Consider the following 13761-nt stretch of genomic DNA (forward strand, 5'->3'; position numbering starts at 1 on the left):
AGAACCACCTGACTACCGGCTTCTTTCTGCGTTGCTGCGTCAGCAGCAGAGAAACGAGATTATGAAGACTGCCTTTCGCTTCGTCAACCCCTTTTTTTCGCTCACCGCTCGAAAAAGCTGCCGGCTTCGCAAACCGCCGGTTCCCGCGGCGGCCTTCGCTGCCCGGACGTCAGAGACATCGAACGGCGAAGGGGGCGAATCTTAGCGCCTCGATCGCGAGTCCGCAAGCCCTCTTCCATCGGCTCAATTGAAAGAGGCGCATTCACGCTCATGACTTCGGATCGGCCGTCGGCGGCGGGTCGAACATCGCCTTGCACGGCGGCGAGAGCTCATCGTAGTGCTGCTTCAAGCACGCCTCGATCTTCTCCTTGCTCGGAATCTCTCTTGCGCAGAAGCGGAACGCATCTCCACGGCAGGCGTGTTCCTGCTCTTCGCGCGATTCGCCGCTGCTCGCAATCGCGAAAGTCAGCCCGACCAGCAATGCTCCCGCTTTCATCATGCGATCGAACGGTTTCCTCATGGCGTTCTCCTCGTGAAGCGTGGTCCGACGCGACACCTGCAAGGGCTATTCCCGGCACGCCGCTTGCAACGCTTCCCTCACCAGCCATGATAAGGCGCTGCCCTTGCGCAGCGGAACGCCATGAACCCACCGATCATCCGGATCCTCGCGCTTTGCGCGGCGATTGTCATACCAGGCATCCCCCTGGCCGCTCATGCGGACGATAGCGCAAGCCCCTGCGCGGCGCTCAAGCGCATCGTCGCGGCAGCCCCGCAGCATTTCGCGTCACTTAGCCCTGACGACGGGCGCGCCGTCGCGCAACCCTATGGCGACGACGCGCAGTGCGTCACGAGCGGAGGGAGTTTTCAATGCGTCTGGAGTGCGCGCGACGCAGGATCGGGGACGAACGCGCTCGAAGGCGTAGGCGCCGACATTGCCTCGTGCCTGCCCGACGCAACGCATGACGTGAACTCGCCTGGCCGCCAACATTTCTATCTGGGGCAGCGCGGCAGCCGGACCGAGATCACCGCGCAGACCGATGGCTCGGCGCGCGTGAAGCTGAGCGTTTCGCATCAGTAGGCATGCCATCGGCCAAACTCGCCCGAAAAACGGCAGCTCGGACGTCATCCACTAAGCGCCCACGGCCGCACGCCGCCGCGTCGCGCCTGCAGCCCGCGCGACGCCATGGCGGCGGCCGGTGAGCACCGTCTGCACGATCACCGCCGCGAGCAGGAATGCGCCGCTTGCAAGGTTCTGATAGTAAGGGCTCAGCGTGCCGACCTGATTGATCACATTGTCGATGACACCGAGAAGCAGTACACCGGCCAGCGGTCCAGCCATCGTCCCCACGCCGCCCGTGAGCAACACCCCGCCGATCACGGCTGCGGCGATCGACTGCAGTTCATAGCCGGTCCCGGCCCCCGACAAGCCCGAGTCCAGGTGCGACGCCAGCAGCGCCCCCGAAAGACCGGCGAGTGCACCGGATAATCCATAGGCGAGCATCTTCACGCGCTCCACGCGCACGCCCAGCATGCGCGCAGCCTCCTCGTTGCCGCCGATCGCGAAGATCGCCGCGCCAAAAGGCGTGTGATTGAGCAGCACGCCGCCGAGCGCATAGACGACCACCAGCACCCAAATGAGATTGTTGACGCCAAACACTGAACCATTGGCGACGCGTGCGAAGAAACCCGGATTGGCGATCAGCAGATCCTGGCTCGCGAGCACGAGCGCGAGCCCCTTGAGCCCAAGCAGCGCCGCAAGCGTGACGATGAACGGTGCCATGCGCGCGCGGGCAACCAGCACGCCGTTCACCAGACCGACGACGAAACCCGCCGCAACGGGCACGAGGATCGCGGCGCCCCAGCCATAGGGCGCGGCATAGGCGGCCAGCACAGTGCCGAGCCCGACCATCGACCCGACCGAAAGATCGAAGCCGCCCAGGACGATGACCATACTCTGCCCCACCGCGACGAGCCCGAGAAATGCGCCGTTCGAGGCGATGTCCGCGAGGTTCGCGGGGCGCAGGAAGTCAGGAAACGCCATGCCGGCCACGAGCGCGACGACCACGAGCATCGCGATCGCCCCGCGCGACTGCACGAGCGCGATCACTTGCGCGCGCCGACCGGCACCCGGTGCGGCGGCAGTTTGGGCGTGCGCTGGTTTAACCGTTTGCATCGCGTCAGCCTCCCGAGCGTTGCAGATACAGCGCGACGACGATGAACACCGCCTTGAGGATCTGCGCGTAGGTGAAGCTGATGTTGTTCATGATGAAGCTCGCGTCGAGCACCTGAAGCAGCAGCACGCCGAACACCGCGCCGACAATCGAGAGGCGCCCGCCTGAAAGCGGCGTGCCCCCGATGACCGAGGCGGCAATCGCATCGAGCTCGAAGTTCACGCCCACATAGTTGGGATCCGCCGCGCCAAGCCGCGACGACGCGAACACACCGGCGACTCCGGCAAGCGTGCCGCTCACGGTATAGACGAGAAAGAGCGTGCGCCGCACGGGAATGCCCGCGAGAAACGCGGCGCCGCGGCTCGCGCCCACGAGAATCGCATATCGCCCGAAGGTCGTGCGCCGCACCACGAACGCCACCACGACCGCGAGCCCGAGCGCGATCAGCATGACGACGGGCAGCGGGCCGAGCGCGCCAGCGCCGAGCAGATCGAACGCGGGCGTGTCGGGCAGATTGACGCGCGAGCCGCCCAGCAGCGCCTGCGCGAGCCCGCGCGCGGCGACCAGCAAGGCGAGGCCCGAGATCAGCGGATCGATGGCGAGCAGCGCCACGAGGAACCCGTTGCACAAGCCGACTACGGCGCCCACCGCGACCGCGCCCACGAGCGCCGGGCCCACGCCATACGGTAGAAACACGGCAATCGACGCGCTGGCGAGCGCCATCACCGATCCCACGGAGAGATCGATGCCGCGCGTCGCAATCGCGAGATTCTGGCCCAGCGCGATCAGCACGATCGGCGCCGCTTCGAACAGCAGGCTGCGCGCCGCGAAGGGATTCGAGAAGCCGGGCGTGACGGCGAGGTTGAACGCGATGAGCGCGGCGAGCGCGAAGTACACGCTGTGCTCGCGCAGCACGGTACGCCAGGTCTGCCCGCGCGCCGCGGCGCCGGAAGCGGGCGAGACGGAACGGCTCGATGAGTTCGCAGGATTCGAGGGGCTCAAGCTTGCCTCGTTCGATTCAAGGTTGGTCGCCATCGGTGCTGTTGTCGTGGATTGTGGCGGGTTTGGCGCGGGCTCGCTCACGCGGTGCCGCCACCGTGGTCGGCGCTATCGCCGGATCCTGCGCCGGCGCCGGCGCCGGCCAGCACGGCGAGCACGTCGTCAGGGTGCGCGCCGGCGGTCGGCATGCCGCCCTCGGTCGCGCCTTCGTTGAGCACGACGAGGCGGTCGGTCAGCGCAAGCAGTTCTTCCATCTCCGACGACGTGACCACCACCGCGAGCCCCGCCTGCGCAAGCTCCTGCACGACGCGATGCACCTCCTCCTTCGCGCCGACGTCGATGCCGCGCGTGGGATCATCGAGCAGCAGCACTGTTGGGCGGGTCGACAGACAGCGCGCAATCAGCGCCTTTTGCTGGTTGCCGCCCGAGAGCGTCGTGACAAGCGCGCCGGGACCGGCTGTCTTGATGCCGAGCCGCTCGATCGACTCCCGCACCACTTGCGCTTCCTTCGCACGCGAGATGAAGCCGAAGCGCGAAATGCGCGGCAGCAGGCTCGCGACGATGTTCTCGCGCACCGAGAGACGCGCAAAGATGCCTTCCGCGCGACGGTCTTCGGAAAGGAAGGCGAGCCCGCGCCCGATCGAGCGCGCCGGGGTTGCATGGGTGAGCGCGCGGCCGGCGATGTCGACCTCGCCGCCATCGGCCTTCTGCGCGCCGAAGATCGTCTTGAACGTTTCCGTGCGGCCCGAGCCGAGCAGGCCGGCCAGGCCGACGATCTCCTTGCGGGCTACGCGCAGCGACACGTCGCGCACGCGGTTGCCCCACTGCAAATGGTCGACGGCGAGCGCGGGCGTCGCGTCGACGTCGGCATCGGCGCTGCCCGGGCGCTCGGCCCACGCATGCTCGCCCACGCTTTCGCGGCCCAGCATGGCTGCGATCAACCCCGCGCGCGGCAGTTCTTCAGGTGTACCCGTGCGCACGACCGCGCCGTCGCGCATCACCGTGAAGCGATCGCACAGCCGGTAGCATTCGGAGAGCCTGTGGCTCACGAACAGCAGCGCAATGCCCTCGGTGCGCAGGCGATCGACGACGTCGAACAGCACATCCACCTCCGCGCCGCTCAGGGCCGAAGTCGGCTCGTCGAGAATCAGCACGCGCGCGCCCAGCGAAACGCCGCGCGCGATCGCCACCATCTGTTGCGCGCCGAGCCCGAGCGAACCGAGACGCGCGGCCGGGTCGACCGCGAGCCGGTAGCGCTGCACGATCCCGGCGGCGCGCTCGAGCATGCGCTTCCTGTCGATCAGGATCCCGAAGCGTTTCGGTTCGTGACACAGAAAAATGTTGTCGGCCACGCTGCGCTCCGGTATCAGGTTGATTTCCTGATACACGGCGCACACGCCCGCGCGCTGCGCGGCGCGCGGACTGTCGAACGCGACGTCCGCGCCGTCGAGTGTGAGCGCGCCCGAGTCGGGCGGATGAAAACCCGTGAGGACCTTGATCAGCGTGGACTTGCCCGCGCCGTTCTCGCCCACGAGGCCGTGCACCTCGCCCGCGCGCAGCGTGAGCGAGACGTCGCGCAGCGCGCGCACCACGCCGAAGGTCTTCGAAACGCCGTGCGTTTCCAGCACGGCACGCGGCGTGGCCGCGGCGGAACCGGCGCGACCGGCGGAGGCGCTCGTCGTCATCGTGCGCCGCGGCTCAGTAGACCTTGCCCTGCGCGAGCGAGGGCTGCGCATTGTTCCGGTCGAACAGCGCGTCGTCCATGATCTGCTTTTGCGGCACCGGCTTGCCCGCGAGATAGTCTTCGAGCGACTTGAAGGCGAGCGGACCGAAGCGCGGGTTGGTTTCGACGTCGGCGGCAACGATGCCGTTCGAGATATCCGAGACGATCTCCTTCGTGCCGTCGATCGAGACGATCTTTACGCCGTTGAGTTTGCCGGCCTGGCGCAGCGCCTTGATCGCGCCGACCGTCATCGTGTCGGCGTGAGTGTAGACGGCGTTGACGTCCGGATGCGCGAGCAGGATCTGCTCCATCACTTTCTGCGCTTCGGTCGTCGACCAGTTCGCGGTTTGCGCGGCGATGATCTTCATGCCGGGATAAGGCTTGAGGCCGTTCGCGAAGCCGTCCGTGCGCTGGCTTTCCACCGTGTTGCCGTAGCCGCCCTGGATCTCCGCAATGATCGCGTTGCCGCCCGTGGCGTCGGCGAGCGCCTTCGCCGCGCGCTCGCCCTGCTTGTAGAAGTCGGAGCCGAGGAACGTAATGAAGTCGTCGCACACCGTACCCGCCGTCTGCCGGTCGATCGTCACGACGGGAATGCCCTTCGCACGCGCCTGGGCGAGCGCGGGTTGCAGGCCCGTGGAATCGTTGGGCGCGATGATGAGCGCCTCGGCGCCCTGGTTGATCATGCTTTCGATGTCGGCGACCTGCTTGGCCTGGTTGGCGTTCGCGTTGGTATAGAGCAGGCGCTTCACGCCCGCTTCCTTCGCCGCCGCGCGAACCGAAGCGGTTTCGGTCGCCCGGAACGGATTCTGTTCATTCTCCGACTGCGAGAACCCCACCACCATGTCGCTCAGCTTCTTGCCGCCGGGCTTGGGATTCGTACAGCTCTCGCTGGAATTCGACTGGACTTTCTGTGCGCCGGCATTGGACTGCGCGTAAGCGCTCGCGGCGAACGCGCTCGCGAAGCAAAATCCCGCGGCGATGAGGGCGGACTGGAATCGTTGATGACGCATGGCTGTCTCCTTTGTCGGCCAGCGCGCATGCCGCGGCACGAGCGCTGGTCCCACGCAAAGCGATGAATGACATCGGCGGTGCGGGCCGTCGGCCCCACCGCGGTTCTTGTTGTCTTTCCTGATTCATCCAGCACGGCGCGCGACGCGCTGCACAGAATGATTACGGCCACTGCTTCAACTAATATTACCAGTCAATTTTCGTTGATATTAATGAGGGTATTCACGGGGGAAGCGAGGTCCGGCGCGCACACCGAGGTCCGTTCGATGAGCGGCCCGTCGAGCTTGACGGTGCGGTGGCGTACCGGCGCGCCGGCGCTGCGGTTCTGCTCTTCCTGCAGCAGCGTCTCGACGGCCCAGCGTCCGAGCTCGTAGTTGGGCAGCACGACCGTGGTGAGCGGCGGGTGGGTGTGGCGCGCGATTTCCTGGTCGTCGTAGCCCATCACCGAAACGTCTTCGGGCACGCGCAGCCCGAGTTGCTTGAGCGCTTCGATCGCGCCGATCGCCGTCAGGTCGTTGGCGCAGAAAATCGCCGTGGGCGGATTCGGCTCGCGCATAAGCGAGAGCGTGAGTTCGAAACCCTTGCCCGAACTCCAGTCGCCATCGCGCACGAGGCGCTCGTCGAACAGCAGGTCCGCGGTCGCGAGCGCCTGGCGATAGCCTTTGAGACGGTCTTTTGCGGCGTCCTGCCACGTTTCGCCGTTGATGAACCCGATGCGCCGGTGCCCCGCCTCGATCAGATATTCGGTTGCCGTATGGCCCCCGGCCACTTCGGCCGGCACGACCGAAGAGAGCGCGTGATCGGACGCGTAGCAGTTGAGCAGCACGGCCGGGACCTTCAGCAGCGCGGGCGGCACCGTGACCTTGCGCGTGTACACGGTCGCGTAGATCGCGCCGAGCACGTTGGGCATCGCGAGTGTCTGCAGCACCTGCTGCTCCATCTGGGCGTTGCCATGCGTCGAGAACACGGCGAGCAGACAACCGTTGTTCCAGGCGGCGTCGCGCGCGCCGTCGATGCTCACGACCGGGTGCGGACTCGTCGAGACTTCGTCGGCGAGATAAACGATGAGATTGCGCTCGCCTGCCGGGGCAGGCGTCTGCACCGCGCGGATCGGCAACTGGTAGCCGAGCGACTGCGCGACTTCGTGCACCTTCAGGCGCGTCGCTTCGGAAAGCTTGGCGCCGACCGCGCCGTTGAGCACGAGGGAAACCGTCGATTGCGACACGCCTGCGGCCTTCGCGATGTCGGTCATGGTCGGGCGGCGTTGCGTCGATTTTTTCATCGGATCCGGGAGGACTGCGGAAGAGCTGCGCGGCGCGGCGGCGCGCGCTCGGGGCCGCGCTGTTGGCCCGAAGCGTAGCACTAATAATTTGGGCCATCAATTGGCGTATGTCACCATTTTTTTGCTCCGTCATTAGCGATTTCAGCGACTATATTATTTTTTATTAGTAATAAATCGAGACACTGGAGAGCGCTCATTTGACTGCCCGACCGACATCCTCGCCGCCCCCGCAGATCGTCTTCGACGCCGCCGCGCTCGACGACGGCCAGCTCGTCACGCTCGCCCATGGCGATACGCGCGTGCTCGTCGCGCCGCGCGTCGGCGGCTCGATCGCCGCGTTCTACGACGTAGCCGGCAAGACCCCGGCGTCACACTGGCTACGCCCCGCCACGCGTGCCGCCATCGAGGCGCGCGATCCGCTCGGCATGGCGAGCTTTCCGCTGATGCCGTACTGCAACCGCATCCGCGACGGGCGATTCCGCTTCGAAGGCGAGATGATCGACTTGCCGAGCGGCACCGGCGCGCTGCGCCACGCGCTGCACGGCCACGCATGGCGGCGCCCCTGGACGGTGGAGGCGCAAACGGCCGATACGCTCACGCTGCACTTCCTGCACGAGCCGAACGCGCCACACGAAGCGCACGAATTCCACGGATCACGCAAGGCCGATGCACACGTCGGCACAGGCTGGCCGTTTCGCTATGAAGCGCGCCAGCACCTCACGCTCGACGAGAGCGGCCTCACCGTGCGCCTGTGGGCCCGCAACCTGGCCGCGCGGCCCATGCCGTTCGGTCTCGGCCATCACCCGTACTATCCGCGTCCGCCCGGCACGCGTATCGCCGCGCGCGTGCGCGCCATGTGGGAAATCGACACGGAAGTGCTGCCGGTCTCGCTCAGCGCCCACCCTGCCGTCGACGCCCTGCAGTCCGGCCTGATCGTCGACGACTTCGATCTCGACAATAACTTCTCCGGCTGGCGCCACGAGGCGGTCATCGAGTGGCCGCACGAAGGCCGTCGTCTCGCGCTGCGCGCGAGCACGCCGCTCGACTTCTTCGTGATCTTCTGTCCGCCAGGCCTGCCGTACTTCTGCGCGGAGCCCGTCAGCAACACGACGGACTGGCTCAATCTGTGTCACGAGGGAACGGTGCAGCGCATCGACGTGGGCGGCACCGTGCTCGCTCCCGGCGAAACGCTCGAAGCCCAGCTTGCCTGGCAGCCCGAGCGGACCTGAAGCGGCCTGTCGCTTACATGCCTGCGCCGCCTGGCCCACCCGTGCGCACGCCCGCCAACGGCGCGCCGTAGCCGCCCGCCTCGGCGTTGTTCGGCTGGCCGTTCGCGAGCTGGCCGCGCGGATCGGTGGGGCCGACCGGCATCTCGCCGGCCTGGCGATTGCCGTGGGTCGGGTATTCGCTGCCGGGCTGGGCGCCCGGCATGAACGCGAGGCTATTTTGCGGCGCGCGCAGATCGTCATTCGGTGCGAGTTGGGCAAGAACCTGACGAGGCGCACCTGCCAGCATCGCGCCCGCCATGAGGCATGGCACCGCCGCGTGGGCGAAGAAAGACTTCATCTGAAACTCCTTGTCGCGCAAGGCGACACGCGTTGCAGCACGCGCGTGCTCGCCGCGCTGCTTTCAGGCTGGCAGACAGCCGCCCGTCACACCCGATGATGTTCTCCAGCAAACGCCGCGCTGCGGTTACTATTCCAGGTTGTAAGGCAAACCAGAAAAAAGCGGCTCGCCACGGCGAGCCGATACAACCGACACCCTCGGTCGACAGGAGACAAACCATGGGCCAACCGCGTGCCGTCGACGTCCAAACCTTCATCAACGAGCATCCGTTTTCGCCGTTCCAGTGGTTCATTTTCGCGATGTGCTTCGTCATCGTCCTGCTCGACGGATTCGACACCGCCGCGATCGGCTTCATCGCGCCTTCGCTGCTCGGCGAATGGGGCATCCCCAAGCCCGCGCTCGCGCCCGTGCTGAGCGCGGCGCTCTTCGGCCTCGCTTGCGGCGCACTCGCGTCCGGACCGCTCTCCGACCGCCTCGGGCGACGCGCCATGCTGGTCGGTTCGGTGCTGCTGTTCGGCGTGACCTGCCTCGGTTCGGCATTCTCCACCAGCATCGGCGAGCTCACGTGGCTGCGCTTCATCACGGGCGTGGGTCTCGGCGCGGCCATGCCGAATGCGGTCACGATGATGGGCGAGTTCTGCCCGGACCGGAACCGCGCCACCGTGATCAATCTGATGTTCTGCGGCTTTCCGCTCGGCGCGGCCTGTGGCGGCTTTCTCGCGGCGTGGATGATTCCGCATTTCGGCTGGCGCAGCGTGCTCATGCTCGGCGGCGTGACGCCGCTCGTGCTTGCCGCGCCGCTCTTGCTGCGCATGCCGGAATCGGTGCGCTACATGGTGGCGAACCAGCAGAGCGTCGAGCGTATTCGCGCCGCGCTCGCGCGCATCTCGCCCGACGCCGCCAACGCGCAGGTATTCACGATGACGGAGCACGCCCCGCAGACGCAGAGCAAAGGGCTCGGCGTCGTGCTTTCGCCAATGTACCTCGTCGGCTCGGTGATGCTGTGGGTCGCGTATTTCATGGGGCTCGTGATCTTCTACGCGTCGATCAACTGGATGCCGCTCCTGCTCAAGGACTCCGGCCTCACAGCGTCGAGCGCCACGCTGATTTCAGCGCTCTTCCCGCTCGGCGGGGTGGGTGCGGTGCTGAGCGGCATGCTGATGGACCGCTTCAACGCGAACCGCATCATCGCCGCGTGCTACGTCCTCACCGCGCTTTCGGTGTGGCTCATCGGCCAGGCGGCCGGCAACGTGGCCCTGCTCGTGCTCGTGGTGTTCGTGGCCGGCGTGCTGATGAACACGGCGCAATCGTCGATGCCGGCGCTCGCCGCCGCGTTCTATCCCACCCAGGGACGCGGCACCGGCGTAGCCTGGATGCTCGGCATCGGGCGCTTCGGCGGCATTGCGGGCTCGTTCCTCGTGGCCGAACTCGCACGCCGGCACGTCACGTTTGCAGGCATCTTCGCGACGATTGCCGTCGCCGGTCTGATTGCCGGCGCGGCGCTGCTCGTCAAGCAGGCCGCGCGGCCGCAGGCGAGCGGATCGTCGGCGGCAAAGACGGAGTCGTTCGGGCACTGAGGCCCACGCGAGTGTCGGGGATTGCGCCATGCCGCGAGCTACAGGGCGGCGCAATCCGCACAGCGGTCAGCCGCCGAGCGCGCCGAGATCGAGCCTGTGCGAATGGCCGATCCACACGGCGGCGTCGCGATGATCGCGCAGGGCATCGGTGGTGTTCGGATGCACGAACACGTCGAGTGCGCCGTGATTGAGCGTGAGCCATTCGACGACCGTCGTGAAATGCTCTCGCGCAATGGCGAGCTGATACGACCACATCGGATGCGGCCCAACCGGGCGCTCGTGAAAGCGCCCGATCTGCACGATCTTGCCAAAGCGGGCTTCGATCGCCTCGCGCAAGGTCCATGCGGCGTCGCGCGTCGCCGCGTCGAAATAGACGTGGGCGTGCCAGCTCCTGATATCGGCGGGATCGAGGTAGTTCATGGCGGAAGCAGGAATGCGGTAAAGGTTCGAGCCGACATTGTCCATCGAATGCCCGCGCCGCGCAGGCGAACCCACCACGTCGGGCTTCAGTGCGCGCCGTTTGAATACGTGTCGCCTACCATCAGCCGCACGATCTCGTCGCCGTCGGTTTCGGCCACGCGCCGCTCGCCCGCCACTTCGCCGCGCCGCAGTACGACGATGCGCTGCGCCACGGCGAAGATATCGTGCAGGTTATGCGAGATGAGAATCACGGCCACGCCCTGTGCCTTGAGCCCGCGGATCAGCTCCATCACCTTGCGTTGCTCGGGCACGCCAAGCGCTGCGGTGGGCTCGTCCATGATGAGCACGCGCGCGTTCCAGTAAATCGCGCGCCCTATGGCAATGGCCTGGCGCTGGCCGCCCGAGAGCATTTTCACGGGGCCCGTGAGCTTGCGCGGCGGAATCACGATATCGAGCCGCTCGAGCACTTCGCGCGCCACGCGCGCCATATGCGGCCGGTCGATCACCTGCAAGCCGAACAACCGTCGCACGGGCTCGCGGCCGAGGAAGATGTTGCTGCCCACGTCGAGATTGTCGGCGAGCGCGAGATCCTGATAGATGGTTTCGATGCCCTGCGAGCGTGCATCCTGCGGATCGCGCAGCTGGAGCGGACGCCCATCGAAATGCAGGTCGCCCGCGTCGGCGCGATAGACGCCCGAGAGGATCTTGATGAGCGTGGACTTGCCCGCGCCGTTGTCGCCGGCGAGCGCAAGCACTTCGCCCGGCATGAGCCGCAACGACACGCGCTTGAGCGCCTCCACGCCGCCGAAGCGGATCGAGACCCCGCGCGCCTCCAGAATCGGCGTGCCGCTCATTGCGCGCCTCCGAGCCGCTCCTTGTACTGGTCGATCAGCACCGAAAGAATGATGACGATGCCGACCACGATGAATTGCCAGAACGCGTTGACGTCGATGAACACGAGCCCGAATTCGATCACGGCGATGATGAGCGCGCCGATCAGCGTGCCGACGACGTTGCCGGTGCCGCCAAAGAGACTCGCGCCGCCGATCACGACCGCCGCGATCGAATCGAGCAGCATGGGCTCGCCCGCATTGGCCGCGCCCGCGGCGAAGCGCGCCGTGTAGACAATGCCGCCCACCGCCGCGAAAGCGGCCGCGATCAGATAGATTGCGAACAGATGACGGCGCACGTTGATGCCAGCGCGCACCGCCGATTGCGGATTGCCGCCTATTGCATAGGTGTACTGCCCGAAGCGGGTTTGCGAGAGCACGAAGTGCATGATGACGAGCAGCACGGCCGTGAGAATCACGGGCGTCCAGCCGCCGCCGAGCCACGCGAGCCCGGGATTGTTGACGGAGACGGTCATGCCGCTGCCCGCGGCGAGAAAGCCCACACCGCGGGCGACCCCATACATGCCGAGTGTGCCGATGAAAGCGGGCACCCCCAGACGCGCAATCAATACGCCGTTCACGAAGCCTGGAATCAGGCACACGAGAACCGTGAGAGGTATCGACATCAGCAGGATCCACGGCGATTCGCCGCCGGGAATCGTGAATTGGGCGACGCACACCGCCGCGAGCCCCATCACGAAGCCCACCGAAAGATCGATGCCGGCGGTGATGATCACGAAGGTCTGACCGATGGCCAGCAATAGCGGTGCGCTCGCGGCAAGCCCGATCGACTGCAGGTTGTACGCGTTGAACACGAACGACCGATGCGCCGAGATGCGCGCCCATGCCTCGAAAAAGGCGAGCAGCGTGCCGAGAAAGAGCCAGGGCCAGACCTTGCTGACGAGCGCGAGCCTGTCGAGTCGTTTGTCGTTCATGTGGCTCTGTTCGCGTGGCTTAGTTCGAATAGATGTACTGTTTCATCTCCGGCTTGTCGATGTTCGACTTGTCCAGCACCACGAAGCCCGTGCCCTTGTAGGTGGGAATCTTCTTGCCGTGGATGGCGTCGGCGGCGAACTTCACGGCGTCATAGCCCATTTCGTCGGGAAGCTGCGCAATGGCGATATCGACGAGGCCACTTCTGATCTGCTCGTCGATGCCCGGCACGGCGTCGAACACGACGACCTTCACCACGCCCTGCTTGCCCGCGTTCTTCACGCCTTGCGCCGCGCCGGCGCCCGAAAACGTGTTGGCGCCGAATACGCCCGCGAGGTCGGGATTGCGCGCGAGCACCGCCGCCACGTGCGAGGCGGCGCGATTGGCGTCGTCCTCGTTGTACTGCGTCTGCAGCACCTTGATGTTGGGGTGCTTCTTCATCTCTTCCATGAAACCTTGCGCGCGCGCGTCGGTGCTGGAGATGCCCGGCTTGTTGTTCTCGCAATAGACGGTGCCCTTGTCGCCGATCGCCTTGGCGAGCGCCCGCGCCGCCACGCGCCCACCTTCCAGGTTGTCCGAAGCGATATAGGAAAGCGGGAAGTCGGCGTCGCCCTTGCCGGTTTGGTAGCGGCCGTCGCCGATATAGGTATCGACGGTGATGACCTTGATGCCGGCGTCGGCGGCTTCCTTGAGCGGGCCGATCAACTGCTGCTTGTCGACAGGCGAGACGAGCAGTACGTCGGGACGCTTCGCGATGAAGGCCTTGAGAATCGGCACCTGCTCCGTGGTGTTCCAGGCCTTCGGCACCTGGAACAGCAACTGGATGTTGTCTTCCTTCGCCGCGCGCTCGGCGCCGCGATGCATCGTGAAGTAGAAAGGATCGGTAACGCCGGGCAGCAGCGCGACGACGGGATGCACCGCATCCGCGTACGCCACGCCGGGCAGCGCGCCGGCGACCATCGTGGAAAGAACCATCAGACAGCCAAGAGCGATGCGCAACATGTTTGTCTTCCTCCAGGTGAGTCCGACGCACGGCGCCCAATCTTCCCGAGGCGACCACGCCCGGCAGCAGTGGCTCAGTATACTGACGCGCACTGCTGCGGGGCCTGGTGTTTTCCTGCACGCTTTCTGCTCTTTATGCGCTTCAGATGCGGACGTCCCGATTGGTGGGACGACTGACTATTTTCATTGC

At 66.2% G+C, this 13761-nt stretch carries 15 protein-coding genes; 4 read left to right on the forward strand and 11 right to left on the reverse strand.

What is annotated here, in order from left to right:
- Positions 1–205, forward strand: a 205-nt coding sequence (locus tag BHE01S_RS38835) for a hypothetical protein (RefSeq protein WP_218000441.1), incomplete at its 5' end; no start/stop codon positions are given.
- Between the two features lie 63 nt (positions 206–268).
- On the opposite strand, the gene BHE01S_RS35220 is transcribed toward BHE01S_RS38835, so the two are convergent.
- Positions 269–556: a cysteine rich repeat-containing protein gene (locus tag BHE01S_RS35220; RefSeq protein ID WP_407669596.1), complete on the reverse strand. Its 288-nt coding sequence runs from the start codon at positions 554–556 to the stop codon at positions 269–271.
- 84 nt (positions 557–640) lie between these two features.
- Here BHE01S_RS35220 and BHE01S_RS35225 point away from each other — a divergent pair, with 84 nt between their 5' ends.
- Positions 641–1078 carry a hypothetical protein gene (locus BHE01S_RS35225; protein WP_042273000.1) on the forward strand — a complete coding sequence of 146 codons (438 nt, stop codon included), beginning with the start codon at positions 641–643 and terminating at the stop codon, positions 1076–1078.
- A gap of 51 nt (positions 1079–1129) precedes the next feature.
- Here the strand turns inward: BHE01S_RS35225 and BHE01S_RS35230 are convergent, their stop codons facing one another.
- From BHE01S_RS35230 to BHE01S_RS35250, 5 genes are all read right to left on the reverse strand, one after another.
- Positions 1130–2173 (reverse strand): ABC transporter permease, encoded by a 1044-nt coding sequence (locus tag BHE01S_RS35230; protein ID WP_042273002.1) that lies wholly within the window; start codon positions 2171–2173, stop codon positions 1130–1132.
- Positions 2174–2177: 4 nt separating this feature from the next.
- A complete protein-coding gene (locus tag BHE01S_RS35235; RefSeq protein ID WP_042273017.1) occupies positions 2178–3173 on the reverse strand; it encodes an ABC transporter permease in 996 nt (331 codons plus the stop codon).
- A 77-nt stretch (positions 3174–3250) separates the two neighbouring features.
- A complete protein-coding gene (locus BHE01S_RS35240) occupies positions 3251–4855 on the reverse strand; it encodes a sugar ABC transporter ATP-binding protein (protein WP_042273003.1) in 1605 nt (534 codons plus the stop codon).
- Positions 4856–4868: 13 nt separating this feature from the next.
- Complete coding sequence (locus BHE01S_RS35245) at positions 4869–5903, reverse strand: ABC transporter substrate-binding protein (RefSeq protein ID WP_042273005.1); 1035 nt, start codon at positions 5901–5903, stop codon at positions 4869–4871.
- A 191-nt stretch (positions 5904–6094) separates the two neighbouring features.
- Positions 6095–7183: a LacI family DNA-binding transcriptional regulator gene (locus BHE01S_RS35250; RefSeq protein ID WP_084069592.1), complete on the reverse strand. Its 1089-nt coding sequence runs from the start codon at positions 7181–7183 to the stop codon at positions 6095–6097.
- 197 nt (positions 7184–7380) lie between these two features.
- Here BHE01S_RS35250 and BHE01S_RS35255 point away from each other — a divergent pair, with 197 nt between their 5' ends.
- The gene (locus tag BHE01S_RS35255; RefSeq protein ID WP_322787357.1) at positions 7381–8412 is read left to right on the forward strand and encodes an aldose 1-epimerase; all 1032 of its coding nucleotides are present in this window, start codon (positions 7381–7383) and stop codon (positions 8410–8412) included.
- Between the two features lie 13 nt (positions 8413–8425).
- On the opposite strand, the gene BHE01S_RS35260 is transcribed toward BHE01S_RS35255, so the two are convergent.
- Entirely contained in the window at positions 8426–8749 is a 324-nt protein-coding gene (locus tag BHE01S_RS35260) for a hypothetical protein (RefSeq protein ID WP_042273021.1), read from the reverse strand.
- 218 nt (positions 8750–8967) lie between these two features.
- Here BHE01S_RS35260 and BHE01S_RS35265 point away from each other — a divergent pair, with 218 nt between their 5' ends.
- Positions 8968–10326: an MFS transporter gene (locus tag BHE01S_RS35265; RefSeq protein WP_042273009.1), complete on the forward strand. Its 1359-nt coding sequence runs from the start codon at positions 8968–8970 to the stop codon at positions 10324–10326.
- Between the two features lie 66 nt (positions 10327–10392).
- Here BHE01S_RS35265 and BHE01S_RS35270 read toward each other — a convergent pair whose 3' ends face one another.
- The 4 genes from BHE01S_RS35270 to BHE01S_RS35285 all read right to left on the reverse strand — a co-directional run bounded on the left by BHE01S_RS35270 (position 10393) and on the right by BHE01S_RS35285 (position 13571).
- Positions 10393–10746, reverse strand: coding sequence for a DOPA 4,5-dioxygenase family protein (locus BHE01S_RS35270; RefSeq protein ID WP_042273023.1), 354 nt, complete (start codon positions 10744–10746; stop codon positions 10393–10395).
- An 86-nt stretch (positions 10747–10832) separates the two neighbouring features.
- Positions 10833–11600, reverse strand: coding sequence for an ATP-binding cassette domain-containing protein (locus BHE01S_RS35275; protein WP_042273010.1), 768 nt, complete (start codon positions 11598–11600; stop codon positions 10833–10835).
- The gene (locus BHE01S_RS35280) at positions 11597–12571 is read right to left on the reverse strand and encodes an ABC transporter permease subunit (protein ID WP_042273012.1); all 975 of its coding nucleotides are present in this window, start codon (positions 12569–12571) and stop codon (positions 11597–11599) included. The genes BHE01S_RS35275 and BHE01S_RS35280 overlap by 4 nt, the downstream gene beginning before the upstream one ends.
- Before the next feature lie 19 nt (positions 12572–12590).
- Positions 12591–13571, reverse strand: coding sequence for an ABC transporter substrate-binding protein (locus BHE01S_RS35285; protein ID WP_052406251.1), 981 nt, complete (start codon positions 13569–13571; stop codon positions 12591–12593).
- Positions 13572–13761: the final 190 nt, after the last annotated feature.

The sequence above is a fragment of the Paraburkholderia heleia NBRC 101817 genome (assembly GCF_000739775.1).
Classification (GTDB): Bacteria; Pseudomonadota; Gammaproteobacteria; order Burkholderiales; family Burkholderiaceae; genus Paraburkholderia; species Paraburkholderia heleia.

Bases quoted from the DNA above. Each gene is read 5' to 3' on its own strand.
- BHE01S_RS35265 (WP_042273009.1), top strand. From the start codon at position 8,968: ATGGGCCAACCGCGTGCCGTCGACGTCCAAACCTTCATCAACGAGCAT.
- BHE01S_RS35230 (WP_042273002.1), bottom strand. From the start codon at position 2,173: ATGCAAACGGTTAAACCAGCGCACGCCCAAACTGCCGCCGCACCGGGT.
- BHE01S_RS35240 (WP_042273003.1), bottom strand. From the start codon at position 4,855: ATGACGACGAGCGCCTCCGCCGGTCGCGCCGGTTCCGCCGCGGCCACG.
- BHE01S_RS35260 (WP_042273021.1), bottom strand. From the start codon at position 8,749: ATGAAGTCTTTCTTCGCCCACGCGGCGGTGCCATGCCTCATGGCGGGC.
- BHE01S_RS35275 (WP_042273010.1), bottom strand. From the start codon at position 11,600: ATGAGCGGCACGCCGATTCTGGAGGCGCGCGGGGTCTCGATCCGCTTC.
- BHE01S_RS35285 (WP_052406251.1), bottom strand. From the start codon at position 13,571: ATGTTGCGCATCGCTCTTGGCTGTCTGATGGTTCTTTCCACGATGGTC.
- BHE01S_RS35245 (WP_042273005.1), bottom strand. From the start codon at position 5,903: ATGCGTCATCAACGATTCCAGTCCGCCCTCATCGCCGCGGGATTTTGC.
- BHE01S_RS35250 (WP_084069592.1), bottom strand. From the start codon at position 7,183: ATGAAAAAATCGACGCAACGCCGCCCGACCATGACCGACATCGCGAAG.
- BHE01S_RS35280 (WP_042273012.1), bottom strand. From the start codon at position 12,571: ATGAACGACAAACGACTCGACAGGCTCGCGCTCGTCAGCAAGGTCTGG.
- BHE01S_RS35270 (WP_042273023.1), bottom strand. From the start codon at position 10,746: ATGAACTACCTCGATCCCGCCGATATCAGGAGCTGGCACGCCCACGTC.
- BHE01S_RS35225 (WP_042273000.1), top strand. From the start codon at position 641: ATGAACCCACCGATCATCCGGATCCTCGCGCTTTGCGCGGCGATTGTC.